At 74.2% G+C, this 24,404-nt stretch carries 25 protein-coding genes and 1 pseudogene; 7 read left to right on the top strand and 19 right to left on the bottom strand.

Annotated features, from left to right (window positions below; all coding sequences use genetic code 11):
• Positions 1 to 17: 17 nt before the first annotated feature.
• The 4 genes from IF37_RS0105345 to IF37_RS0105330 all read left to right on the top strand — a co-directional run bounded on the left by IF37_RS0105345 (position 18) and on the right by IF37_RS0105330 (position 3,421).
• A complete protein-coding gene (locus tag IF37_RS0105345; protein WP_030736917.1) occupies positions 18 to 1,364 on the top strand; it encodes a Ni/Fe hydrogenase subunit alpha in 1,347 nt (448 codons plus the stop codon).
• The gene (locus tag IF37_RS0105340) at positions 1,361 to 1,840 is read left to right on the top strand and encodes a hydrogenase maturation protease (protein ID WP_030736914.1); all 480 of its coding nucleotides are present in this window, start codon (positions 1,361 to 1,363) and stop codon (positions 1,838 to 1,840) included. Before IF37_RS0105345 ends, IF37_RS0105340 begins: the two co-directional genes overlap by 4 nt.
• 121 nt (positions 1,841 to 1,961) lie before the next feature.
• Complete coding sequence (locus IF37_RS0105335; protein WP_030736911.1) at positions 1,962 to 2,837, top strand: universal stress protein; 876 nt, start codon at positions 1,962 to 1,964, stop codon at positions 2,835 to 2,837.
• A gap of 140 nt (positions 2,838 to 2,977) precedes the next feature.
• A complete protein-coding gene (locus IF37_RS0105330) occupies positions 2,978 to 3,421 on the top strand; it encodes a universal stress protein (protein WP_030736908.1) in 444 nt (147 codons plus the stop codon).
• Positions 3,422 to 3,449: 28 nt separating this feature from the next.
• Here the strand turns inward: IF37_RS0105330 and IF37_RS0105325 are convergent, their stop codons facing one another.
• The 8 genes and pseudogenes from IF37_RS0105325 to IF37_RS41575 all read right to left on the bottom strand — a co-directional run.
• On the bottom strand, positions 3,450 to 4,106 hold the full coding sequence (locus IF37_RS0105325; protein ID WP_030736905.1) for a TrkA family potassium uptake protein: 657 nt from the start codon (positions 4,104 to 4,106) through the stop codon (positions 3,450 to 3,452).
• Positions 4,103 to 4,762, bottom strand: coding sequence for a TrkA family potassium uptake protein (locus tag IF37_RS0105320; RefSeq protein WP_030736901.1), 660 nt, complete (start codon positions 4,760 to 4,762; stop codon positions 4,103 to 4,105). Before IF37_RS0105320 ends, IF37_RS0105325 begins: the two co-directional genes overlap by 4 nt.
• Complete coding sequence (locus IF37_RS0105315) at positions 4,759 to 7,605, bottom strand: cation-transporting P-type ATPase (protein WP_301540306.1); 2,847 nt, start codon at positions 7,603 to 7,605, stop codon at positions 4,759 to 4,761. The genes IF37_RS0105320 and IF37_RS0105315 overlap by 4 nt, the downstream gene beginning before the upstream one ends.
• Positions 7,602 to 8,054 carry a cyclic nucleotide-binding/CBS domain-containing protein gene (locus tag IF37_RS0105310; RefSeq protein WP_030736895.1) on the bottom strand — a complete coding sequence of 151 codons (453 nt, stop codon included), beginning with the start codon at positions 8,052 to 8,054 and terminating at the stop codon, positions 7,602 to 7,604. Before IF37_RS0105310 ends, IF37_RS0105315 begins: the two co-directional genes overlap by 4 nt.
• Before the next feature lie 42 nt (positions 8,055 to 8,096).
• Positions 8,097 to 9,086 (bottom strand): nitroreductase, encoded by a 990-nt coding sequence (locus IF37_RS0105305; RefSeq protein WP_030736893.1) that lies wholly within the window; start codon positions 9,084 to 9,086, stop codon positions 8,097 to 8,099.
• 29 nt (positions 9,087 to 9,115) lie between these two features.
• Positions 9,116 to 9,994: a universal stress protein gene (locus IF37_RS41580; RefSeq protein WP_030736889.1), complete on the bottom strand. Its 879-nt coding sequence runs from the start codon at positions 9,992 to 9,994 to the stop codon at positions 9,116 to 9,118.
• Complete coding sequence (locus IF37_RS0105295) at positions 9,978 to 10,259, bottom strand: DUF1918 domain-containing protein (protein ID WP_030736887.1); 282 nt, start codon at positions 10,257 to 10,259, stop codon at positions 9,978 to 9,980. The genes IF37_RS41580 and IF37_RS0105295 overlap by 17 nt, the downstream gene beginning before the upstream one ends.
• Positions 10,260 to 10,397: 138 nt before the next feature.
• Positions 10,398 to 10,885 (bottom strand): annotated as a pseudogene (locus tag IF37_RS41575) (hypothetical protein); the annotation flags it as partial.
• A gap of 225 nt (positions 10,886 to 11,110) precedes the next feature.
• Between IF37_RS41575 and IF37_RS0105275 the strand changes: the two are divergent.
• Positions 11,111 to 11,533, top strand: a complete 423-nt coding sequence (locus IF37_RS0105275; protein ID WP_030736878.1) for an Hsp20/alpha crystallin family protein — start codon at positions 11,111 to 11,113, stop codon at positions 11,531 to 11,533.
• Positions 11,534 to 11,584: 51 nt separating this feature from the next.
• Here the strand turns inward: IF37_RS0105275 and IF37_RS0105270 are convergent, their stop codons facing one another.
• From IF37_RS0105270 to IF37_RS0105230, 9 genes are read right to left on the bottom strand one after another with little or no spacing between them, the layout of a single operon-like run.
• A complete protein-coding gene (locus tag IF37_RS0105270; RefSeq protein WP_253915648.1) occupies positions 11,585 to 12,217 on the bottom strand; it encodes a V-type ATP synthase subunit D in 633 nt (210 codons plus the stop codon).
• Positions 12,214 to 13,608 (bottom strand): V-type ATP synthase subunit B, encoded by a 1,395-nt coding sequence (locus IF37_RS0105265; protein ID WP_030736872.1) that lies wholly within the window; start codon positions 13,606 to 13,608, stop codon positions 12,214 to 12,216. Before IF37_RS0105265 ends, IF37_RS0105270 begins: the two co-directional genes overlap by 4 nt.
• Entirely contained in the window at positions 13,605 to 15,485 is a 1,881-nt protein-coding gene (locus tag IF37_RS0105260; protein ID WP_079165565.1) for a V-type ATP synthase subunit A, read from the bottom strand. The genes IF37_RS0105265 and IF37_RS0105260 overlap by 4 nt, the downstream gene beginning before the upstream one ends.
• Positions 15,482 to 15,991 carry a hypothetical protein gene (locus IF37_RS40695; protein ID WP_052844980.1) on the bottom strand — a complete coding sequence of 170 codons (510 nt, stop codon included), beginning with the start codon at positions 15,989 to 15,991 and terminating at the stop codon, positions 15,482 to 15,484. The genes IF37_RS0105260 and IF37_RS40695 overlap by 4 nt, the downstream gene beginning before the upstream one ends.
• The gene (locus IF37_RS0105250) at positions 15,988 to 16,221 is read right to left on the bottom strand and encodes a hypothetical protein (RefSeq protein ID WP_030736866.1); all 234 of its coding nucleotides are present in this window, start codon (positions 16,219 to 16,221) and stop codon (positions 15,988 to 15,990) included. Before IF37_RS0105250 ends, IF37_RS40695 begins: the two co-directional genes overlap by 4 nt.
• The gene (locus IF37_RS0105245; protein WP_030736863.1) at positions 16,218 to 16,631 is read right to left on the bottom strand and encodes an ATP synthase subunit C; all 414 of its coding nucleotides are present in this window, start codon (positions 16,629 to 16,631) and stop codon (positions 16,218 to 16,220) included. The genes IF37_RS0105250 and IF37_RS0105245 overlap by 4 nt, the downstream gene beginning before the upstream one ends.
• A complete protein-coding gene (locus IF37_RS0105240) occupies positions 16,616 to 18,061 on the bottom strand; it encodes a V-type ATPase 116kDa subunit family protein (protein ID WP_173456728.1) in 1,446 nt (481 codons plus the stop codon). Before IF37_RS0105240 ends, IF37_RS0105245 begins: the two co-directional genes overlap by 16 nt.
• Positions 18,048 to 18,977, bottom strand: a complete 930-nt coding sequence (locus IF37_RS0105235; RefSeq protein WP_030736857.1) for a hypothetical protein — start codon at positions 18,975 to 18,977, stop codon at positions 18,048 to 18,050. Before IF37_RS0105235 ends, IF37_RS0105240 begins: the two co-directional genes overlap by 14 nt.
• Positions 18,974 to 19,411 carry a hypothetical protein gene (locus IF37_RS0105230; protein ID WP_253915647.1) on the bottom strand — a complete coding sequence of 146 codons (438 nt, stop codon included), beginning with the start codon at positions 19,409 to 19,411 and terminating at the stop codon, positions 18,974 to 18,976. The genes IF37_RS0105235 and IF37_RS0105230 overlap by 4 nt, the downstream gene beginning before the upstream one ends.
• Positions 19,412 to 19,875: 464 nt before the next feature.
• On the opposite strand from IF37_RS0105230, the gene IF37_RS0105225 reads away from it, so the two are divergent.
• Together IF37_RS0105225 and IF37_RS0105220 are read left to right on the top strand one after the other, a co-directional pair.
• Entirely contained in the window at positions 19,876 to 20,490 is a 615-nt protein-coding gene (locus tag IF37_RS0105225; RefSeq protein ID WP_253915646.1) for a CBS domain-containing protein, read from the top strand.
• Positions 20,491 to 21,223: 733 nt separating this feature from the next.
• Positions 21,224 to 22,129, top strand: coding sequence for a universal stress protein (locus tag IF37_RS0105220; RefSeq protein WP_030736848.1), 906 nt, complete (start codon positions 21,224 to 21,226; stop codon positions 22,127 to 22,129).
• 424 nt (positions 22,130 to 22,553) lie between these two features.
• Here the strand turns inward: IF37_RS0105220 and IF37_RS0105215 are convergent, their stop codons facing one another.
• Both IF37_RS0105215 and IF37_RS0105210 read right to left on the bottom strand, forming a co-directional pair.
• On the bottom strand, positions 22,554 to 23,714 hold the full coding sequence (locus IF37_RS0105215) for a site-2 protease family protein (RefSeq protein WP_052844979.1): 1,161 nt from the start codon (positions 23,712 to 23,714) through the stop codon (positions 22,554 to 22,556).
• A gap of 85 nt (positions 23,715 to 23,799) precedes the next feature.
• Positions 23,800 to 24,372, bottom strand: a complete 573-nt coding sequence (locus IF37_RS0105210) for a hypothetical protein (RefSeq protein WP_030736843.1) — start codon at positions 24,370 to 24,372, stop codon at positions 23,800 to 23,802.
• Positions 24,373 to 24,404: the final 32 nt, after the last annotated feature.

The following is a 24,404-nucleotide window of genomic DNA, read 5'->3' as shown; positions in this document are numbered from 1 at the left end:
CGCCCGGAAAGGCTCGCATGAACCATCGCGGAACCCGCGTCCTGCGACTGGACGCGCTGGCCAGGGTGGAAGGCGAGGCCGCCCTCCACCTGCGCGTCGAGGGAGACACGGTCGCCGAGACACGGCTGCGCATCTACGAACCGCCCCGCTTCTTCGAGGCGTTCCTGACCGGCCGGGGCCATACCGAGCCTCCGGACATCACCGCCCGTATCTGCGGCATCTGCCCGGTCGCCTACCAGATGAGCGCCTGCCGGGCGATCGAGGACGCCTGCGGTGTCACGGTGGACGGCCCGCTGGCGGACCTGCGCCGCCTGCTGTACTGCGGCGAGTGGATCGAGAGCCACACCCTGCACATCCACCTGCTGCACGCACCGGACTTCCTCGGGTACGCGGACGTCGTGGAACTCGCCCGCCACCAGCGCGCCGCCGTCGAACGTGGCCTGCGCATCAAACAGACCGGCAACGCGATCCTCGAACAGCTCGGCGGCCGTCCCATCCATCCGGTCAACGTCCGGATCGGCGGCTTCTACCGGACACCGGCGCCGGAGGAACTGCGCCCGCTGGCGGAACGGCTGCGTCAAGCCCGTGATGACGCGCTGGAGACCGTCCGCTGGGTGGCGGCGTTCGACTTCCCCGACACCATGTACGACCACGACCTGCTCGCACTGCGCGACCCCGGCCGCTACGCCATCGACTCCGGAACACCGGCCGTCGTGTCCGCCCAGGGCCCTGGCCCGGCGCCGCGCGGGTTCCCCCTGGCCGACTTCGAACAGCACGTCGAGGAAGCGCAGGTGCCGCACTCCACCGCCCTGACGGCCACTCTCGACGGCCGCCGCCACCTGACCGGTCCGCTGGCTCGTTACGCGATCAACGGCCGTTGGCTCCACCCCGTGGCCGCCGAGGCGGCGCGGCACGCCGGGCTGGGCGACCCGGAGCGCGGCGCCGTGTGCGACAACCCCTTCCGCAGCATCGTCGTGCGCGCCGTCGAAGTGGTCCAGGCCGTCGAGGAAGCCCTGCGGATCATCGACGGCTATGAACGGCCTTCCCGCCCGGCCGTCGACGTCCCACCGCGCCGAGGGACCGGCACCGGAGCCACCGAGGCGCCCCGTGGGCTGCTGTACCACCGCTACGCCCTCACGGGGGACGGCTCGATCGCCGAGGCCCGCATCATCCCGCCCACGGCCCAGAACCAGGGGGCCGTCGAGGAGGACGTGCGCGGGGCGGTCCAGGCACGACTGGCAACGGCCGGGCCCGCCGCCGACGACGAGGAACTCACCCGTCTGTGTGAACGGGCCATCCGCAACCACGACCCCTGCATCTCCTGCGCCACCCACTTCCTCGACGTGACCGTGGAGCGTCTGTGAACGGCCGGGTCGTGGTGATCGGTGTGGGCAATCCGCTGCGCGGTGACGACGGGGTCGGTCCGGCGGCGGTGGAGGCGCTGCGGGGCCGCCTCCCGGGCGGAACCGTCCTGGCGGTCAGCGACGGCGAACCCGCACGCATGCTCGACCTGTGGCGCGGCGCGGACACGGTCGTCGTGGTGGAAGCCCTCCGCCCCCGGCCGGCCCGGCCGGGGGCGCTGCACACCCTGACGGCGACGGAAGCGGCCGACCGGACAGCGGCCACGGCGAGTACCCATGCGCTCGGCCTCGGCGAGTGCCTCGCCCTGGCAGAGGCACTCGGGCGGCTGCCGCAGGGGCTCGTGGTGCACGCCATGGAGGTGGCGGACGTCGCCCTCGGCGCGCCCCTGAGCGAAGCGGCGCGGTCGGCGCTCCCTGCCCTGATCGACCAGGTCGCCGCTTCCGTCCGGCGGGCCTGCGGACCGGAGCACGAGGGGTAGGGGGCCGAAGGTCCTCCCGTGCGGGCCGTAGCGCCCTCGCGACCGCCGACACGGAGTGCGACGGTGAAGTGCACACCCCAGGCGCACGCTTGCGGTGGTCCCTTGGAAGGCGGTGGGGACGATGGCACTTCCTCTGGTGGTGGGCGTGGACGGATCGGACTCGTCCCTGCCGGCGGTCGACTGGGCCGTGGACGAAGCCGCCCGCCATGGTGTCCCGCTCAGGCTGGTGTACGCCTCCTTGTGGGTGCGCTACGAGGCGGGCCTTCCCCCGGGGGATTGGAGGCGGCCCTCCGAACAGGTACTGGCCGAGCACATCGTGGCCGCGGCGGCCGAACGTGCCGAAGGGCGCAACCCGGATGTGAAGGTCACCACCGGCATCGTGCCCAAGGACGCGGTGGACGCTCTGGTGCGCGCGGGCGACGAGGCGTTCGCTCTGGTGACCGGTTCGCGCGGTCGTGGTGAGATCAAGGGCCTGTTGCTGGGATCGGTCGGACTCGGCGTAGCCGCCCGGGCGCACTGTCCGGTCGTCGTGGTCCGGGGCGATCGTGCGGGCCTGGAGGGTGCGCACGAGCGGATCCTGCTCGGCCTGGGCGACGCCGGCACCAGCACGGAGGCCGTGCGTTTCGCCTTCCGTGAGGCCGAGGTGCGCGGATGCGTCCTCGACGTCGTGCGGGCCTGGCGCAGGCCCGCCTACGACAGGGACGGCGACCGGTTGCGCCCCGGCGGACCGGCGGACACCTGCGAGGAGAACGCCTCCGCCCTGATCGATGCGCTGCTCAAGGCGGCGAGCGCCGAGCACCCGCATGTCCGAACGCGGCCGGCAGCCCTTGAGGGACCGGCCGGCAGGATCCTCGTGGACCGGTCGGCGGCCGCGGATCTGGTGATCGTCGGAGCACGGCGCGGAACGGGGCACCTCGCGTTCCAGCTCGGCTGGGTGAGCCATGTCCTCCTCCACCACGCGCAGTGCCCCGTCGCGGTCGTACCCGGACGGCGGTGAGCGCGTTCGAGGCAGGCCCGGCTTGCCCGGCGGAACGAGGACGACCGGCCGACGAGGCGCCCGACCGCCATGGACGTACAGCGTGGAGAACGAGGGCGCACCGGCTGCGTGGGGACGGACACCGGAGGAGAGTGGGACGCATGGACACGGAGGTCTCGAAGCCACGGGTGGTGGTCGGCGTCGACGGATCGCACTCCTCGTACGAAGCCCTGCGCTGGGCCGTGCGCTACGCCGACCAGGTCGGGGGCAGGGTGGAGGCCGTCGCGGTGTGGGAGCTGCCGGGCCTGTACGGCTGGTCCGGTCCCGCCGTCGACATGCAGGTCGACGAGGACGAGACCCGTCGGAAGATGACCCAGGAGCTGGCCGAGGTGCTCGGCGCGGAGGCCGCGGGCTCGGTGCGGACGCAGGTGGTGCACGGCAACGCCGCCGATGTCCTGTTGCGGGCCGCCGAAGGAGCCGAGGTCCTGGTGGTGGGCAGCCGGGGCAGGGGCGGGTTCGCGCGTGCCCTGCTCGGCTCTGTCAGTCAGCACGTGTCGCAGCACGCGAGCTGCCCGGTGGTGATCGTGCGTTCCGCTGAGCGGTGACCCGGGGCCCCGGACCGAGTGGAGCCGCTCACTGGAATGCCGCGTGGATCTCCCGCTCGGTCGCCTCGTGCGACACGAGCAGGAGCTCGTCGCCGGGGAGCAGCCGCACCTCGGGGCCCGGGACCGTGGGCCGGCCCGCGCGCACGACGGTGGCGACCACGGTGCCGGCGGGCAGCTCGATCTCACCGAGCCTGTGCCCCACCGCCCGGGATTCGTCCGTGATCGCGGTCTCGATGACCTCGACGCCCGCCTTGCTCAGCCGGAGCAGCGCCACCGTGTCCGTGGCGCCGGTGGCCTCCACGATGAGGGAGATCAGCGGGGTGGCCGTCGGCACGGCCACGTCCACGCCCCACCGCTCGTCGAAGAGCCAGGTGTTCTCCTCCTCGTTGACGCGCGCGGCCACCCGCCCCACTCCGAACTGCCGCTTGGCCAGGAGGCTGATGACGAGGTTGTCCTCGTCGCGGCCGGTGGCGGCGATCACGAGGTCGCAGGCGAGTGCTCCCGCGTGCTCCAGGAGCGCCGGCTCGCAGGCGTCCCCGGCCACGACGCGCACATGCGGCAGATCGCCGAGTTCGGCCACACGGTCGTCGTCGTACTCGACGAGGGTGACCTCGTTGCGAGCGACGGACAACACCTGGGCGATCTGGGTGCCGAGTCGGCCTGCGCCGGCGATCAGGACCTTCACGTTCCCAGCTCCTTGTCCAGAAAGCCGCTCAGCCGGCCCAGCGCCGTGGCCGCGACGCTGAAGGTGACCAGGTCGCCGGGCTCGGCCAGGACACCGTGGGCGGGCAGCAGTGAACGACCGGCACGGGTGATCTCCACGACGCGGATCTCGCCGTCGACATCGAACTCGGTGGTCTGTCGTCCGCTGAGGTAGGAAGGCAGCTGGGAGCGCACGAGGAGCGTCTCGCCGTTGCCGAAGGTGAGTTCGGGGGTGAGGTGGCGGTGCAGCAGCATCTGGTGGATGCGGTTGACGGCCCAGCGGACGCTGGAGATCGTCGGGATGCCCAGTTCCCGGTAGATGTCGGCCCTGCGCGGGTCGTGGATGCGGGCAAGGACGATGGGGACCCGGTACGTCTCCTTCGCGGTCCGCGCGCTGACGATGTTGCTGTTGTCCCCGGACGTGACCGCGACGAAGACGTCCGCGTGGGTGATTCCGGCCGTCTCCAGCACGGAGCGGCTGAAACCGTTGCCCACGTGGAAAGCGCCAGGGAAGCCCGGTGACAACATCCGCCGCGCTTTCGGCTGGCGGTCGACGAGCCGCACGTCGTGGCCTTCGGCGACGAGCCGCGTGGCCAGGGTGGCCCCGACTCGGCCGCAGCCCGCGATGATCACCTTCATCGGCTTCCTCCCTTCGGTTGTGTTCTCCGGTGCCGCAGCACCCCTTTCCTGAGCTCCTCGGCGGCCAGCAGCAGCGCTCCGAACGCGGCCAGGACCGCCCAGTCGGCGGGGGCCAGCGGCGCGGTGTGGAAGACCGCCTGGAGCGGTGGCGTGTAGCTGACGGCGGCCATCAATCCGATGCCGAAGCAGCCGGCGGCCAGTAGCCAGGGGTTGGTCAGCAGACCGGCCCGGAACACGCTCTGCCGGTCGGTGCGCACGGCGAGCGCGTTGAAGAACTGACTGACGACGATGCCGGCCTGAACCATGGTGATCGCCTCGCGGTAGACGGGATCGTCCTTGGTGAAGTCGGCGTAGGGGATGCCCGAGGCATGGATGTGCCAGAAGAAGACGGCGCACACGCCGAGGGCCTGGATGCCGCCGAGGAAGAGGATGCGGCCCATGACGGACGTCGAGAAGAGTCGCTCGTGGCGGGGCCTCGGCGGGCTGTCCATGACGTCGGGCTCCATCGGTTCCGCACCGAGCGCCAGGGCGGGCAGTACGTCCGAGCCGAGGTCGATGGCGAGGATCTGCACGGCCGTGATCGGCACCAGCGGGAACCCGGCGAAGGTCGCGGCGAGGATCGGTACGAGTTCGGCGATGTTGTGGCTGAAGAGGTAGATCAGGAACTTGCGGATGTTGCGGTACACCGAGCGGCCCAGCCCGACAGCGGTGGTGATGGAGGCGAAGGAGTCGTCGAGCAGCACCATCACCGCGGCCTCGCGGGCGACGTCGGTGCCGGAGGCGCCCATGGCGACGCCGATGTCGGCGTGTTTGAGGGCCGGGGCGTCGTTGGCCCCGTCGCCGGTGACGGCGACGACCTCGCCGTGCCGCTGCAACGCGGTGACCACCCGCATCTTGTGCTCGGGACTGACCCGGCAGAGCAGTAGTTCGCCGGAGCCGGTCAGCAGGGTGTCCAGACCGCTGTCGTCCAGTGCGTCCAACCGGGTGCCCGTCGCCACGGTCGGGGCCGGATCGCGCACGATGCCGACGCGGCGGGCGACGGCCTCCGCGGTGAGGGGATGGTCTCCGGTGACCATGACGATGCGGATCCCGGCCCGCCGGCACGCGTCCACCGCGTCGCGCACCTCGGGCCTGGGAGGGTCGTACATCCCGGCGAGACCCAGCAGCGTCAGGTCCGACTCGACCTCTCCGAGCGGCGGCCGGGGGACGGCCACCTGCCGCCGGGCGACGGCGAGTACGCGCAGGCCCTGTGCGGCCATACCGTCCGCGGCCGCCGCCACCTCGGCGCGGGCCGCGTCGGACAGCGGTGTCGTCGCGCCCCCGCGGTCGATGGCATCGCAGCGGGCGAGCAGTTCGAGCGGTGCGCCTTTGACGTAGGCGAAGAACCTGCCGTCGCCGCCGCGGTGCACGGTGCTCATGAGCTTGCGCGCGGAGTCGAAGGGATGCTCCGCCACCCGGGGGGTGCGTATCTCCTCCTGCGCCGGATCCAGGCCGGCCTTCCGGGCGGCCACCAGCAGGGCCCCCTCGGTGGTGTCTCCGAGCACCCGCCACGCGTCCCGCCCACTCGGCGGTACCAGCCGTGCGTTGCCGCACAGAGCCGCCGCCCGCAGCAGCTCTCGCACGGGCCCCGCGTCGGTGATCCCGCCGTCAGGCGCGTACCCCACGCCGGTCACGGTGTGGGACACCCCGTCCGCCCACAGCCGCACGACGGTCATCTCGGCCTGGGTGAGGGTGCCGGTCTTGTCGGTGCAGATCACGCTGGTCGAGCCGAGTGCCTCCACCGCGAGCAGTTGCTTGACCAGCGCGTGCCGACGCGCCATGCGGCGGACACCGATCGCGAGCGAGACGGAGAGCGTGGCCGGCAGCCCCTCCGGGACCAGGGCGACCATCACACCGAGGGAGAAGACGAACGTGTCGACGAACGGCTGACCGCTGGGCACGCGCACCACGAACAGGACGGCGCCGGTCGCAAGCGCCACGCCCGCCACCCGGCGGGCCATGACGGCGACCTGCCGTTGCAACGGGGTCCTCTGCCTCGGCGCGGCGGCGGCCAGTCGGAAGATCCGACCGAACTCGGTGGACGTCCCCGTGGCGAACACGACGGCCTTGACCGTGCCGGCGACCAGGTCGGTGCCCATGAAGACGCAGTTGCGGGCCTCCGGCAAAGGCCCCGGCGGTACGGGTTCGGCAACGCGGGCGACGGGATCGCTCTCACCGGTGAGCGCGGCGTTGTTGACCGCGGCTTCCTGGGCCTCGATCAACCGGCAGTCGGCAGGCACCGCGTCCCCGGCGTCGAGGATCACCACGTCGCCCGGCACCAGCTCCCGCGCGGACAGCTCGCGTCGCTCTCCGTCGCGCAGCACGCGGCAGGTGTGCGGCACCATCGCCTTCAGGGACTCGGCGGTGCGTTCGGCGGAGTACTCCTGCGCGAAACCGATGCCCGCGTTCAACAGCACCACGCCGAGAATCGCCAGGGCCAGTTGGAGGGTGGCCGGGTCCCGGGGCCGCCCCAGCCAGTACGCGAGCAACGTGATCGCCGAGGAGACGAGCAGGACCACGGCGAAGAGGTCGGTGAACTGCGCGACCAGCCGACGCCACGCCTGACCTCGGCCCACGCCGGGCAGCTCGTTGAGGCCGAAGCGGTCCCGCCGCGCGACTGTCTCGGCCGATGTGAGACCGCGGGGGGAGCTTCCCAGGGCGACGAGGGCGTCCGCCGCGGGCAGAGTGAGGACGGACGAGGTGGGGGCATCTCGCCGGTGCGGCGGCGCCGCCGTCCTGACGCCCGCCGGAGGTCCGCCCGCACGGAGAACGGCCGTCCCCCGCCGTCCGGGTTCAGGGCTCATCCGGTGCCCCGGTGTCGGCAGGGGGGGCCTGGCGGCTCCTGCGAGACGCTCCAGGCCACCGGACCCAGGAGGTCGGACAGGCGCCGGAAGACGTCGAGGAACAGGTCGTCGATCGTCAGCACGCCCACCACCCGGCCCGCGTCCAGGACCGGGAGACGGCGGACCCCCGCGCGGCGGAACGTCCGGTAGGCCACCTCCAGGTCGTCGGTGGCTTCCACCGTGACGACCCGGGGCGACATGACCGCGTCCACCGATACCTTCGGTTCCAGGCCGCCGCCCATGCCGCGCACGGCGAGGTCGCGGTCGGTGACGATGCCGCGCAGCACCCCGTCCTCGACCACGAGGACGGACCCGACGGCGCGCTCGGCCATCCGCCGGGTCACCTCGACCAGGGGGACGTGGAGTCCGACGCACACGGGAGGAGCGGTCATCACCTCGGATACCTTCATACGACCACTCCCCGGTGCCCGATGCGGTCCGATGGGGGCTGTTCAGAGAACGTCGAGCAGATCGGCCACCGGCCGCCGTGGGCTCGCGGGGCCCTCGGGGCCGTAACCGAGCCGGATCACCATCTGGACGTGCGCCATCGCCGAGACGGGGTCGCGGACGGCCCACCGTGTCTCCGGCCATTCCAGAGGCTGGGAAGTGATCGAGGCGACCAGCCCGCTCGCGGTGGCCAGGAGCAGTACCCGCTCCAGTGCCTGACCGGCCACGAGCCAGTCCACGGGCTCGTCGCGGGCCGTTCCCAGCAGGGCGATGTTCGGGTGTCTCTCGAAGGGTGCCCAGCCACGTCCGGGCATCGGACGGCCGGCGGCGAAGTCACGCACGGGAACCGAGGTGCCGCGCTGCCGGGGACCGAACGCCTCGCCGGGGACGCCGTCGGCCACCCCGGCGGCATGGGGCAGCTCCGTGTGCGTCCAGCGCGCCGTTTCCTCGCGCACGCCCGGTGCGAGGGCCTCCCTGTCCTCCGCGTCCCGGACCAGTTCCAGGATCGATTGCACGTGCCACGCCCCGGGAAACAACAGCTGGGCCCCCTCGTCGCGGGCCGCTCCGGACAGCTCCTCCCGCACCGCGCCGGGGATGTCCTCCTCGCGGAAGGGCAGCCGGCTGGAGTGGCGGCGCCGGACCGTGGGACCCAGCCGGGCGAGCGCGGCGTCGGGTGGTCCGGTGCCGCACAGGTGCGCCTCGGCGAGGAACTCCGGGAAGGCCGGGTCGGGCAGCAGGCGGACGAGCGGCGCCAGGCCCGCCGCGGCGGCGGCCACGCGCAGGTTCAGCAGGGCGGCGCCACAACCGATGTGCAGGCCCCGGTTCTCCGGATCCGTCCGCGGCAGGGTGCGTTTGGGGTCGGCGTAGAGGCGGAGGACGCCGATGTCCCGCAGGTAGCGGAAGGTCCACGGCTGCGTGTTGTGCAGCGAGGGCGCCGCGGCGGCGTCCGCCACGAGTGCGGTGACGGTGTTCACGTCGGGAGGTTGTGCGGTCACGGCGGCTTCCCTTCGACCGGACAGAGGTCTCACCCCGGTGCCGGGACGGCGATGACAGGGCAGGCGGCGTGGTGCAGAACGCCTTGGCTGACCGAACCCAGCATCATGCGGGCGAAGCCCCCGCGGCCCCGGGTTCCCACCACGAGACCCAGCGCATGTGCCGAGGCGTCGGTGAGGACTTCGACGGGATGCCCGAGGACCACTTCGTGACGCAGGTCGACCTCGGGGAAGCGGGCGTGGCGGCCCGCCACGATCTCGGAGAGCAGGCGGCGGCACTCCTGCTGCGGCTCGTGCTCGTCGAGGAACCGCAACGGTCCGGGCTCCCGGACGAGCAGGGCCCGCAGCTCGGCGCCATGCAGGGCCGCCTCCTCGAACGCCACGTCGACCGCGGTGGCGGAGTGTTCGCTGCCGTCGACGCCGACGACGAAGTACGCCGGGTCCTGGGTGACGTGCTCCGGTTCGGGAACGACCACCACGGGGCAACGGGTACGGGCCATGACCGGCAGGGCCACCGAGTGTGAGCCGAACAGCTCCTGCCTGCGGCTGAGATGCCGGGATCCCAGCACCACGGCGGCGGCGCCGCGACTCTGCTCGCTCAGCACCCACACCGGGTCCCCCTCCGCGAGCAGGACGTCCACCTCGAGCCGGGGGTGCCGGGCCGCGACGAAGCCCGCGGCCTCCTCCAGCACCCGCTCGCCGGCTTCGTGCAGCGCCTCGTTCCACTGCTCCCACGACGGTGGGACCTCCCGTCCGCGGTAACCCCGGGTGGGTACGCCCTCGACATGGACCAGGCGCAGGGGCAACCGCCGACGGGCGGCCTCGTCGGCCGCCCAGGCCGGCGCCATCCGATGGCCGGGGTCAGGATCGAGGCCCACCACGATCGGCCGGCGATCAACGGGCCGGGACATGGCCACCCCCGGTCAGCAGATGACGGATGCGGGCATCAGGTCCCGGGAAGTACGGGGTCACCCGTCCGCCGTCGGCCTCGCGCACGTCGAGGGGCGGGCTGCCGTCCGGGTGGTGGAGGCCGACGATCTCGCCGTCGCGCTCGATGCCTCCGGCCGAGGTGCCCCGTACGATGATCTCGTCACCGACGCGGGCGCGCGCCGGGGCGCCGGTCACCTCGGGGTCGACGGCCTGGGCGTTCCCCTGCCGTGGTGCGGGAGCGGACATCGTCCTCGCCTCCTTGCTGCGGTGGTGCCGTCGAGGCGTCGCCGCCGATTCCATGGAAGACCCCGGCATCGTCGCCCTGCCAGGGGCCGTTGGTCCCCGCGCCGTCCCTGTCGGCCCTCCCGCCCGCGCGGGGACCGGTCAGCGCGTGTGCGCCGAGAGCGGGACCGGGTGGGAGACCGCCGTGTCCGGGGGCGTGACGCGCCCCGCCGGGCGCAGCCGGGTCCCGAAGCAGGCTCGCACCGAGGCGGTGAGCCGCGCGAGGGCCTCGGACCACACCGGCAGGAGCGGTTCGGGGTCTTCGAAGCGGAGTGCCGGGCCGGGCAGGGTCTCGAGGTCCTCGCGGAACCGCTCACGGGCGTCCCGCCAGTGGTCCGGCGACCGCGTCCGCCGCCCGCCGCGCATGACCGTCCGCAACAGTGGCCGAGCGGGGTCCGGGGGCACCCTCCCCCGCCAGGGCGATCACGTCGGGCCGCCCGGCGCGGCGGGAGACCTGCTCGCGGACCGGGGCCGTGACCTTCGCCGAGGACAGGTCCACGGCGGAGCCCGGCCAGGACCCGGGCGGCGACGCGTACGCCCTCGTCGGTGTCGTAGGTGTCGACGAGGAAGGTCACGGGGCCGGGGTGGGCTCCACGCGGTAGCGGGCCAGGAAGTCCTGGGCGGGCTCCAGGCCCGCGGCGGCCAGGAACCCCCGGCCGGGCCTCTGCGAAGTGACCATGGTCATGTCCTACCTCCGCCCGGGACGAAAGGGACCTCAGGTCCCGGAGCATGGACTGTTCGGCCTCAGCGGCAGGGGCCCGTGCGCGCTGGACTGGGGGTGTCGGCAGTGGCACGACAGCCGAGGAGGTACGGCGATGACCACGCTGTCCCGTAAGCAGAGGTTCGCGTTCCCGGAGATGTCGGACTGGTTCGAGAACCTTCCGGCCCGGTTCGCGATGCCCACGATGGGTGACCTGTACACGCTCCGCATCGAGGACTACACGGAGGACGGCCGCTATGTGATGCGAGCGGAGCTGCCAGGCATGTCGCCCGAGAACATCGATGTCCTCATCGGCGACGGCATCCTCACGGTCGAGGCCGAACGCACCGAGAAGGACGTCACGAAGAACCACGGCGAGATCCGGTACGGCGCGATGAGTCGCAGCGTCACACTGCCACCGCAAGCCGACGAGGACGACGTCAAGGCCGAGTACACCGACGGCATGCTGACCGTCAGCGTGGGCCTCGGGGCCGAGAAGGCGGAGGCCAGGCACGTGGAGATCCGGCACGGCAACTGATACCGGACCGGCGGCCGATGGCGGGCCCCGGGGCCCGCCATCGGCGTGCGGTCACCGACGTGTTCGACGAGCGCCGTGGCCGGCGGCCCAGCGGCGCCGTACCGCCTCCTCGTGTTCCGCCTCCTCCAGCGCCAGCTCCGCCACGGCCAGGTCTTCCCGTAGCCGCGGGATCCAGTGCCGGCGCAGGGCGCGGACGCGCTGCCGGGTCCGTACGGCCTCGGCGGCCAGCAGCTCCGCGGCCGCCCGGTGGACGGCGAGTTCCGCCGCGGCACGGGCCGCGGCACGATAGGCCGTCTCGGCGTGGGCGAGCGCGGTGTTGGACGGTGTCCGTTCCCACGCGGAGCGGGCGGGGTCCGTCCAGCTCACCACTGCGGGGTGGCGCACGCCCATCAGCACGCTCCACCGGACGTCGACGCGTGCCCGTTCCGCCGGCGCTGCCCCGGCCAGTGCGCCTTCGCCGCCGAGCAGCACGCCTCGCACCAGCCATGTCTCCGCCTCGGCGAGCGTCCGCCGCCACACCCGGTCCGCGTCCTCGGCCGCCCGCCGTGCCCTGTGCTCCCGGTCCAGCAGGAGCCGGAGCTTGCGTTCCAGGAGGTCGGCTCCGCGCACGGCCGTGGCGAGACTGCGCCGCATCCGCAGGCGTCCGGCGCGTCCGGCCGGTACCCGGCGCGCCCTCGCGCTCATCCCGCCTCCCGGTCCGGCGGTGGGGCGTGGGCGTCGAGCAGGTCGGCCGGCAGCATGCCGAGCTGGCTGCGCGGCAGGGTCAGCAGCACCTCCCAGGCCCGGTCCAGGGAGTCGTCGAGCGACCGGTTCTCATCGGCGCCCTGCGCGAGGAACCGGTGCCGGAAGGCGTCCTCCAGGTCCAGATGGCGCAGATCGGCCGGGCCGAGCGCCGAGCGTCCGATCAGGTCGGCCAGCTCCCGCACCTGCCGGGACCGGGCCAGCGCGGCGATCAGCTGCGCCGCGACGGCGGGATGGTCCGCGCGGGTGCGTCCCGCTCCGGTTCCCTTGCGCATCAGCCGCGACAGCGAGGCCAGCGGATCCACGGGCGGATAGACACCTGCTGACTGCACTTCGGCGGACAGCACGATCTGGCCTTCCGTGATGTAGCCGGTGAGGTCCGGGACGGGGTGGGTGATGTCGCCCGCGGGCATGGTGAGGACGGGAAGGATGGTCACCGAGCCCGGCCGGCCTCTGATGCGGCCACAGCGCTCGTAGAGGGACGCGAGGTCGCTGTAGAGGTATCCGGGGTAGGCCCGGCGGGCCGGGATCTCGCCACGAGCGGCGGACACCTCGCGCAGTGCCTCCGCGTAAGCCGTCATGTCCGTCATGATCACCAGGATGTGACGGCCCTCGGTGAACGCCAGGTGTTCGGCGACGGTCAGGCCGAGTCGCGGGGTGAGCAGCCGTTCGATCACCGGGTCGTCCGCCGTGTTCAGGAACAGGACCAGTTCCCTCGCGGCCGAGCGGGCCGCCAGTCCTTCGCGGACGAACGCCGCGTCCGCATGGGTGAGCCCCATGCCGGCGAACACGACGGCGAACGGCACCCCTCCGCACGTCGCCTGGGCCGCTGTCTGCACGGCCAGCTCCAGGTGCGGCAGCCCGGCCGCCGAGAACACCGGCAGCTTCTGGCCCCGCACCAGCGTGGTGAGCACGTCCACGGCGCCCACACCGGTGAGTACGGCCTCGTTCGGCGGTTCGCGGCGCAGCGGGTTGATCGGCGCGCCACCGACCTCCGCGTACGACCCGCCCAGCACCGGCGGCCCCCCGTCGGTCGGTGCGCCGCGCCCGTTGCACACCCGCCCCAGCCACCCGGCACCGACCGGGATCCGCAGCGGGGTCCCCGAGAAGGCGACGCGGGTGCCGCTACGGTTCATGCCGGCCGTGTCCTCCAGGACCTGCACCACCGCCACGTCGCGGTCCACTTCCAGGACCAGGCCGTGCCGTCGCCCGCCGGAGTCGAGGACGATCGTGGCGAACTCGTCCCACCCCACCCCGCTCACCCCCTCCACGAACAGGAGCGGACCGCGCAGATCCCGGACCCTCGTGTACTCGATGCCCACGGCGCCGGTCATGCCGCCTCCCTGAGGCGGGCCAGCACGGCGTCGCGGGCCGCGGTGACCGGAGCGGTCTCGGCGGGCCCCGCTCTCTCGCGCGCCCGCAGCAGCGGGCCGAAGTCGACCGCTTCGACGGCGTCCGCGGGGATGCCGGAGTCCACCAGTTCCAGGCAGCGGTCGACGACCGTCACCACGGCCTGCACGAGGGCCGCCGTCTTCTCGGGGGCGCTGAAGGCGTCCGCCGGGGACAGCGCGTTCTGCTGGATCGCGGCCTCGCGCAGCAGCCGCCCGGCGAGCACGTTGATCCGTTCCCGCGGCGGCAGCGCCGTGATGCCGACCAGCTCGACGAGGTCGGCCAGCCGGTCCGCCTCCGCCAGCTGCCGCGCCACACGTCCACGCCGCTTTGCCCACCCCGCGTCACCGGCCCGCGCATGGGCGGCGGCCAGCGCGGCGGCGTCCCGGGAGAAGGACTCCGACCAGGACACCGCGGGATAGTGGCGTGCGTAGGCGAGATCACGGTCCAGGCTCCACAGGCAGCGCACGAAGCGCTCGGTGTGCGCGGTGACGGGCTCGGTGCGGTCACCGCCCGGTGGGGACACCGCGCCGATCACCGTGACCGAGCCGGTCGCGCCGCCGAGGGTGCGCACGGCGGCGGCCCGCTCGTAGAACGCGGCCAGTTGTGAGGCGAGACCCGCCGGATAGCCCTCCTCGGCGGGTAGTTCGCCCATGCGGGAGGCGAACTCCCGCAGCGCCTCCGCCCAGCGGGAGGTCGAGTCGGCGATCAGAACGACGTCGAGGCCCATGTCGCGGAAGTACTCGGCGACCGTCGCGCCCGTGTGCACGCCGGCCTCGCGGGCCATCATCGGCATGTTGGAGGTGTTCGCTATCGTCACGGTGCGTTCGGCCAGACGGCCCCCGGTACGCGGATCGGTCAGCCGCTCCAACTCCTCGATCACATCCGCCATCTCGTTGCCACGCTCACCGCAGCCGACGTAGACGATGACGTCGGCGTCACACCACTTGGCGATCTGTTGCAACAGCATGGTCTTGCCGGTGCCGAAACCGCCGGGCACGGCGACGGTGCTACCGCGTGCCACCGGGAAGAGCAGGTCCACGGCCCGCTGTCCGGTGTTCAGGGGCGCGTCCGCCGGCAACCGCCGTGCGACGGGTCGCGGTCTGCGCACCGGCCAGGACTGCTCCATCCGCACCTCCCGGCCGCCCACCACGGCGAGCACGACCTCCGAGGGGTGATCGCCCGCCGCCGCGACCCAGCTCACCTCACCCCACACGTCCGGAGGCACCAGGAGCCGCAGCGGGACCCCCGCGCCGATCTCCCCGAGGACGTCACCGGCCCCGACCCGCGCCCCCTCGGCCACGCACGGTCTGAACGGCCGGGTGCGACGGTCCGGTTCACCCGTCGTCGATCCGCCTGCCGTGAGCAGGTCGCCGACGCCGGCCAGCGGCCGCAGCAGCCCGTCGAACACGCCGCCGAGCAGATCCGGTGCCAGCCGCACCGACAGGGGACGGCCCTGGGGCTCAGCGGGGTGCCCGGGGGCCAGCCCCCCGGTGTACTCGTAGGCCTCGACGGTGGCGGTGTCGCCCCGGATGGCGACCACCTCGCCCGGCAGCCGGGCGGCACCCAGCACGACCAGGTCGTGCATGGCCACCGTGGGCGGGCAGACGATCTCCACGAGGGGGCCGGCGACACGGAGGATCCGTGGACGGTCCGGGCAGTCCGGCCCGGTGCCGGGCGCGATCCGCGCGAGCGTACGCCCGTCGGGCGCATCCGGCCCGTCGGGCGGGACTGGCTCCTGCGACCCGTCCGGCGCGTCCGGCGTGACCGGCCCGTCCGGCGTGACCGGCCCGTCCGGCGTGGGCTCCGGGGAAGGGTTCATGCCGGATCCCACAGCGCCTCGGCACGGACGCCCAGCCGGTCCAGGGCACGATCGGCCAGGGCGACCGCCGACAGGTCGACCCGTCGCCCGGGCACCTCGGCCGCCACCCCTCCACCCGCGGAGGCCGTGACCGTCGCCCGCGGGCCCAGCAGCTCCCGTGCCAGCTCCGCGCAGCGCGACCGCAGGGACGCGTCCTGCGCGAACTCCGCCCGCACCCTCGCCCGGACCGCGTCCCTCAAGGCCGCGTGGGCCTCGGCACGGGCCGCGAGTTCCGCCGCCCAGGCGTCCTGGACCGCCCGCACCCGTTCCCGCGCCGCCTCGGCGGCGCCGTCGGCCCTGCCGAGCTCCCGGGCTCGGCACAGCTCGGCCTCGGCCGTGGCGCGGGCCGAGCGCAAGGTCTCCTCCGCGTCGGTGCGCGCACCCGCCCGGACCGCGTCGGCCGAGGCCCGTGCCGCGCGCAGCAGTTCGGTACGGACGGGGCGCAGCGCGTCCCCCGACGTGGTCATCCGGGCATCACCACCGTCAGCGGCCGGGCCGGAGCCGGCGCCGTGTCCGCGCCGCCCAGCGCCTCGGCGGCCTCGACCGTGAGGATCACCAGACCGACCGTCCCGGGCAGTGTCCGCCAGGCGTCGCGGACGGCGTCCGGATCCTCCGCGACGAGGACGTCGACCCCGGCGAGAGCCAGACCGGACACCTCGGTCCAGGTGCCGATGGCGGCCACGGTGCCCACCGTCATGCCTTTCCGATCAGCAGCACCGCGACCACCAGTCCGTACACCGCGATGCCCTCCGCCAGACCGACGATCACCATCGCCCGGCCGAACATCTCCGGTCGTTCGCTCAGCGCGGCCAGCGCCGCGGCGCCCGTGTAGGCGACGGCGATCGCGGCTCCTATGGACGCGCCGGCCACCGCGACGGCCGCCCCGATCAGGGCGGACCCGTTGACCCCACCGGACGCGGCGGCCCGCGCCGATGCATGGGCCGGCCCCGTCAGCGCCGTGGCGAGGACGACGAGGGCACCGCCCAGCAGGGCGAGGTCCACTGCCAGGAGCCAGCGGAAGGCGTGTCCGGCCCGGCGCCGGCGCAGCAACCGGGCGGCGCCGACGACCACGGCCAGGACCGGCAGGACGATCAGCCAGGTGAGCATGGGATCACCTTCACAGCGGGATCGGCGGGCTCCTCCGCCGGGGGAACGTGCCAGGGACAGAACGGGCGGCCCTCCGTCCCGAACAGCCGGGAGAAGAGTTCGTAGAACTCCAGCCGCAGTGCCTGCACACCGGCCACCAGCGCTTCCAGACCGAAGGAGACGGCGGTGCCCACGGTGAACAGCAGGGCGGCGCCCACGACCCCGGCGGCGCCGCGCCCGGCCAGGCCGGTGGTCCCGCGCCACACGAGATCCGCGAGGGCGGCATGGGTCAGGCCGAAGGCGGCCAGCCGGGCGAACGACAGGGTGTTGGTGCCGGTCCGTACGACGACGTCGAACAGTCTCACCGCCGTCTCGGCGAGTCCCGGACCGCCGCCGTCGGTTGCCCGGAACAGGCCGAACGCCACCAGTGCCAGCCCGGTCACGGCAAGTGCCGCTCCGGCGGAGGCCGGAGCCCGCCGATGCAGGACAAGGCCCGCCGCGGCCAGAGCGAGACCCAGGTAGAACAGCAGCCCGGCACAGCCGGACGCCGCGTACAGCCCCGCGCCCCAGCCGCCCTCACGCACCCGGTTCACCGCCCCGGCGGCGTGTGCGAGGGCGAGCAGAACGGCACCGGACACCACGGCGGCCGCCAGCAGACGGGTGGGACTTGCCAGCGGGCTCAGCCACAGCACCGGCAGCAGCCCCGTCGGCCCGAAGAACTCGCCGTACGCGGCGCCCGCCAGCATGGAGGCGACGCCCGCGGCCGCCAGGAACGGCCACCACCGGCCCGGCCCGGCCCACCGGCGCGGCCACCCGGAGCGCACCGCGACCGCGCCGAGCACCAGCAACGCCCCGTGCCCCACGTCGCCGAACATGACCCCGAACATCGCGAGGTAGGCGAGGCCCGCGGGCCACGTGGGATCGATGTCCCTGTAGGCGGGCGTCCCGTATGTCGTCACCAACGGGGTGAAGGAGGCGGCCCGGCCCGGCCGCAGCAGCGTCGGCGGATCGGTCCCGGGCGGGTACGGCAGCGGCAGCAGCGCGCCTCCCGCGGCGGCCAGGCGGCCTGCGACGCGGGGTACCTCGGCGGCCGGACACCACCCGGCCAGCGCGGCCACCTCTCCCCGTCGTACCGCCCCTCCCGCACGCTCCTCCAACTGGGCCTCACCCGCCAGCTGCGCGGCGTCCGCGCGGCGTTCGAGCAGGTCGAGGTCGGGCGCGGCAACGGCCAGGACCGCTGTCGCGGGGCTGTCGGGCCCGCCCGCAGCACCGGCTCCCCGCAACCGCCGCAGCCGTACGGCCGCCGCCCCGGGAGCCGCCTCTTCGGCGCGGTCCAGCTCCACGCAACCCTCCTCGGCGATCCGTACCAGGGCATCCCGCAGGGCGGCCTGCGGGACGACCACCGCCACACGGCGCATCCGGACCGGAGCCACCACCTCAGACCAGGGCATCGAACACGTCCCCGGGCCGTCCGCCGCGCGCCGCCGATCCCAGCGCCGCCCGAACCCGCCAGGCGTCCACGGACAGCAGCGCCACCGCCCCGACGACCACCCGGGGACCGTACCGTCCCTCACGCAGCAGTGCCGCGCCGTCCGACCCGACCGTCCGCCACCAGCGGGCCTCCGCCCGCCACAGCTCGCCCGGCTCGTCGGCGCCCTCCAGGGCCCAGCTCGCCGACGAGGGCAGCCGCTCGCGGAACTCCCGGTACGTGACGGCGGCCGTCGCCCGGCTCCCGAGCAGCCGCGTCGCGTCGCGCAGGACGGGCTCCGGGAGGGAGCGGTGGTGCACGAACACCTCCCGGGCCGCCAGGAGGACGGCGCGTCCGCGGGCCCAGCGACCCGCGGGCCGTACGGCGACGGCGGTGCGGCGCGCGGCGCTCATCCGCATGCCGGTGACCAGGGCCCACGGCGTGTCGGCGCCCGGGTCGCCCCAGGGCGAGGCCGCGAGCGTTGCCCGGATCCCGGCGGGTGTACGGGCGCGCTCGAGACTTCGCCAGGCGGTCTCCAGTGCGCCGAGCCGGTAGGGGTCCGGGGCCTCCGCGCGGCCACCGCCGGGAGTGGTGAGCCGGGCGGCCACGTTGGCGATCTCGAACCCGGCGGCGAGCGGAACCAGCAGGCGGGCACCGCCGCCGGGCAGCCAGCCGGCCAGCACCCTCAGGTGCCAGAGCAGGGTGGCCGACACCGCCCGCTGGGCATGGCGCAGATCCGCCGCCGGCCGCGTGTATCCGGCGTAGGGCGTGGTCGCCAGACGTCGCAGGGCGTCGTCGAGTGTCGGGCCACGCGCGATCTCCCGTGCCCCGTCGATCCCCGGACACCGGCTGACGAGGGCCTTGGCGCGCACCGCCCCGGCGACCCACCCGGCACTCATGGCCCCTTCCCCTTCCCGCCCACCGGGCGCAGGGCGTCGGCCACGACGAGATCCACCAGGCGCGGCATGTTGTCGAGGGCCCGCCCAAGGATCGCCGTGGCGGTGCGGTCCCCGGCCGCGCGGAGGGCGTCCGCCTCCTGCCGCGCCGCCCGCAGGAGGGGCTCCGCGGCCCATCGGCGAACCTCGGGGACGCGCTCCCGGGCGGCATCGACGATCCGTGCCGCCTCTCGCGCGGTGTCGCGTCGCAGGGCCCCGGCCTCCTGCTCGGCGACGGCCCGGATCCGTGCCGCCTCCCGCTGCACGTCAGCCAGGCCGGCGAGGGCGGGCTCCAGTTCCGCGGCCCGTTCCGCCGCACGGTCGGCCGGTACGCCGGACGCGGACGCTCCCGGCGTACCGGCCGGGCGGAACCGCTCCAGAAAGTCCCGCAAACTCATCCGCGGCCTCCTGCCGGTCGGCTCTTCCTCCAGTTTCACGGTTGCTGTCCAGGTCCGCACCGGATAGGGCCCTCACGCCTTTCCGGCAGGGCCGTTCGGCTCTTGGCACGGGCGGCAGGGGCGGAAGACTGGGACGCAGGCAACGTGGACGCAGGAGACGCGACGCAGTCAAGGAGGCCGCCGTGAACGGGCACGACAACTTCTCCGCGGAGGCTGAGGCGCGGCGGGACGCCCCTTCCCGCCCCCCGAGCCCCGGTGAGACAGCACGGCAGGACACGCTGCTCCGCTACCTGGGTGCCGCCGCCACCGCCGCCGCCAGGCACGCGGGCGCGGAGCCGCGGGTCGCGACGGCCCCACCCAGTACCGCGGGCCGCTCCGCGCCTTCTTCCGCTCCGCGCACGGCGCCATCCGCCTCCCCCGCCGCTTCCCCGACCGAGCCGGGACCGCGTCTGGTGAGGGACGTGATGGACGTACCCGCCGCGTCCCTGCGCGAGGACCTGCCGTACCGCGACATCGCCCGTTCGCTGGCCCGCGAGCACACGAGCGTGCTCCCCGTGGTGGATGCCGAGGGCCATGTGATCGGTGTGGTCTCGGAGTCCGACCTGCTGGCCAAGGCCGCCTTCGAGGCGTCCGGTCACCGGCCCGGCCGGATCGGCAGGCTGCGTGAGCGTCGCATCCAAGGCAAGGCCCGTGGCGACCTGGCCGCAGACCTGATGACGAGTCCCGCGATCACCGTGCTGCCGGGTGCGACGGTTGCCGAGGCGGCCTGGCTCGCCGCCCTGTCCCGGCTGAAGCGGATGCCTGTCACCGACCGCGATGGCCGCCTGGTGGGCATGGTGCGCCGCGACGCGCTGCTGGACTCGCTCATCAGGGACGACGCCGGCATCCGGACGGAGGTCGAGGAGAGGATCGCGGCGTGCTGCCCCCCGGGGGACAGGGAGGACGTCGTGGTGACCGTGCACGACGGCATCGTCGAGCTGACCGGGCGGATGCCTCCGGCGTCACTGGACCGGCTGGTGGCGGAGGTGGCGGGGATCACGGATGTCGTCGAGGTGAAGAACCTGCTCACCCCGGCCTGATCCCGTCTGCTTCCGGTGGGAGAGGTGTCTCGGCGGGAGAAGTGGTCCACGGGCCCGGTCGGAGCGGTGCGGACCGGGACGGCGGCGGTCCGGCGCACGGGGAGAGCGTGAGCCGGACGGTCGTCGCCGGGCCCGGGTCCGACTGCCCGCAGGTGACGGTGCGTACCGCCGACAAGGGTCGGAGCCCTCGATCCGCCCGTCGCCGAGCACCGTCACCGTCGGGCAGGCGGACGCCGAGCACGGCCATGTGCGGCCGCGGGGCGTGGCCCCGTGCGAGTCCGACGCACGCGTCGCCGACCACGGCCGATGTCCCGTTCGGAACCGAGGAGTCCGGTCAGGCCGCGCCGTACGGCCCGTCGGCCGTCGAGCGGGAGCACCCGGACGAGGTCACGCCCGGTGCAGCTGTGCGTCCGGGGCACGGCGACCTCGATCCGGCGACGCCGGCACACCGCCGCATGCCCTGGTCACCGGTGGTCACCCAGTGGTGCGGCCGCGCCGGGGCCGACCGGCCCCGGCCACCCGGCGGCCGTGTCCCCCGCGGCCACCGGGTCCCCTTGCCGTGCGCGAGGGCGGAGCCCAGGCCCGGGCAGGCGCCCGCCCGGCCTCCGGGGCCCGTCGGGTCACGGCGCCGCAGGGGGTCGGTCGGTCCCCGGACGGGCCGGGTGGCCCCTGACACGGTCGGCGTCGCGGCGCCACGCTGATGGCGGAACCCTCACACCGGGAGGTGAACACCATGTCCCGCACCGTCACCGTCGGCCTCGACGACTCGCCCGACAGCCGGGCCGCGGCCGAGTGGGCGGCTCGCGAAGCGCTGCTGCGCGGCCTGCCCCTGAAGATCGTGCACGTCCAGGAGCCGACGCCCCGGTACGTGGCCCGCACCCCGTTGCTGGACCTGGAGAGTTACCGGCGATGGGCGCGGCGGTTGACGCACGAGTCCGCCGACGGCCTCCGACTTCGTCATCCGGGCCTCGAAGTGACCACCGAGCAGCTCACGGGGACCGTGGCCGACGTCCTGTGCGAGGCGGCGGGCTTCGCCGAACTGCTGGTCCTGGGCTCGCGGAACCTCGGCGGGCTCGGCGGTTTCCTGGTCGGGTCCGTGAGTCTGGGGGTCGTGGCCCGTGCCGAGCGTCCCGTAGTGCTCGTCCGGGCGCGGGAACGGGCCGCCGACGAGCACAGGGCCGACCCGGCGGGCGCGCCCTCCGCCGTGACGCCGTACCGCCCCGTCGTGCTGGGCCTCGACATCGAGGACCCGGACGACACGCTGCTGGAATTCGCCTTCGACGCCGCCGCCCGCCGGAAGGCCGCTCTGCGGGCGGTCCACGCCTGGCCCGAGCCCCCCAGGCCCTTCTACCGCTTCCCCGGGGACGCCGAACTCCACGACACCCTCGAGCGCGGACAGGTCTCCCTCCTGGGCAAGGTGCTGCGTCCCTGGCGGCAGAAGTTCCCGGACGTCGAGGTGATCGAGGCGAGCCGGTGCGGCAGCGCGGCCCAGGTCCTCGTCAACGAGTCCCGGGACGCCTCCCTCGTGGTCGTCGGCCGGCGTATCCGCACGGGCTTCCTCGGTGCCCACATCGGCCATGTCACGCACTCGGCCCTGCACCACATCACCGCCCCCGTCGCGGTCGTCGCGCACGGCTGAGCCGCCGCCCCCAGCAGAGGCACCCCGTGAAGGCATCAGCCGCACGGGTCTTCGGCGGACCCGCGGACCTCGGAGCCGTCGTCACCGCCGACGGGGAGCGCCCCGGTCGCACCGTTGCGGGACCGCTTCCGCTGATCACCGGGGTACCGGTCCGTCCGTGAGACGGGAGCGGCGAGCCGCGGAAGCCACGGAGGGGGCGGTGCGGGACACCCCGGCCGGCTCGCGGGTGCAACGCCGTACGATCGAGCGCTTCACCCGCGACGCCCTGCCGGTGGTGTACCGCGCAGCCGACCTGCCGGTCGTCGTCGGGGCCCGGCGCCGCCAGGGCCGCCTCGGGCCCGGGCTCGGCCGGTCGCCCACGGGGCACCGCGCCACACGGCCCGCCGTGGCCGTCGTACCGGAGTCCGCCGGACCCGCCCGCACGTCAGGGCGGCGGGCCGGTGCTCCCCGGCCGGGTCCGCGAGGGCCCGGCCGGCCATGCGAGAGCCCGGGTGACGTCGGCGACGGTGAGGATGCCGACGAGGCGTCCCTCGTCCAGGACCACCGCGCGACGCACGGGACTCGCCTCCAGCCGGGGCAGGAGGTCGAGCACCGGCTCCCCGGGCGCGGCGACGACGACCTCGTCGAGAGGACGCATCACCTCGCCGACCGTCGTACTCGCCCGCGCCTGGGCCGGCGTCGCCTCGACACGCCGCACGGTGAGCAGCCCGACCACCGAGCCGTCCGCGGCCAGCACGGGGAAGGCCGAGTGGCGGTAATGCCCGAAGGGACCCTCGGCCAGGAAGCCGCCGAGGGTCGCCGTCTCCGCAACCGTGACCGGGTGCGGAGTCATGACACGACTGACCGGGACACCGCCCAGCACGCTCCGCGTCTCGGCCTGGCGGGCTTCCGCGGTGGCCGCGCCGATGAGGAACCAGCCGATCAGAGCGGGCCACAGACCGGACAGGTGGTGACCGAACAGCACGGCCGCGAAGCCGGTCAGCACCATGAACCAGCCCAGCGCCCGGCCCGCCGCGGAGGCGCCTCGGGTGGCCCGCAGCCGGTCGCCGGTGCGATGCCACAGGTACGCGCGCAGCAGCCGTCCGCCGTCGAGCGGGGCGGCGGGCAGCGCGTTGAACACCGCCAGCAGGATGTTGATCGCGGAGAGCCAGGCGACCGCCTCGACCACCAGCCCGGAGGTGTGCAGCGCGCCCAGCGCGGCGGCGACACCCGCGAGGACACCACCGGCCAGCAGACTGGTGAGCGGACCCACGACGGCGATGCGCAGCTCCGCGGCCGGGGTCGCGGCCTCGCTGTGCAGGCGCGCGGCGCCGCCCAGCATCCACAGGGTGATGCCGTCGACCTGCACGCCGTTGCGGCGGGCGACCACGGCGTGCGCCAGCTCGTGCGCCAGCAGCGAGACGAGGAAGACGACAGCGGTCAGCAGAGCGAGAGCCCAGTACCGCACGGCGGAGTGGCCCGGATGGGCGGCGGGGAACTCACCCCGCGCGAGGACGACCGTCACCAGGGCGACGATGACCAGGACGCTCCAGTGCAGGCCGACCCGTACGCCGGCGATCCGGCCGAGGGACAGCGTCTCGTTCAATGCACCTCGCCTCCATCCTCCGGCCCGCCTGCCAAGGCCCGCCGGCTCGCCCGCCGGGGACGGCCGTGCCGGTGCGGGGGACGGTTCATCCCGTCTTCGGGCCCCACAGCGGGCCCACCGCGTCCCATTCCTGTTCCCAGCGGGCCATGCGACGCCGGTCGAGCCGTGCTCGCGCGACAGCGCCCGCGCCGAGGACCGGAGCCGCGACGGCGAGGGCCGCAGCGGCACCGAAGAGAGCGGCCTCGACGTGGCCCTCGGTGCGGCCCGTCGGCCGTGAGAGCGTGAGCCGGCCCCGGTCGTCCTGCCAGACCGTCACCGGGGCTCCGGCCTTCAGGCCACCGTCCACCGGCGTCCGTCCGCTACGGGAGGTCCCGTCGGGAGCCGTCCAGCGCACCGGGACCTCGACACGGTCGTCGGCCGACCAGCGCGCGGTGACACCGTGTGGCGCGTCGGCGAGGAGGACCGCTCGGACGGCGTGCCCGTGGGCGCGCTCCTGAGCGAACGCGTGCTCGGCGCCGCGGGCCGTCAGCAGGGCGACCACGGCACCGGCGAAGGCGACGATCACGCAGACGGCCAGGACGACCCATGCCTCGACGACGTCCTCGTGCCGCCGCAGCGGATTGCTCCGCCACCGCCACAGCCACTTCGTGGTGCCCATCGCGGAACACCTCCTCGTCGTGCCTTCTTCGA

Origin of the sequence: Streptomyces sp. NRRL S-31, from assembly GCF_000718775.1 — a bacterium.
Taxonomy (GTDB): Bacteria; Actinomycetota; Actinomycetes; order Streptomycetales; family Streptomycetaceae; genus Streptomyces.
The sequence above is the reverse complement of the archived record's forward strand: the minus strand, read 5'-3'. Positions and strand labels throughout refer to the sequence as shown.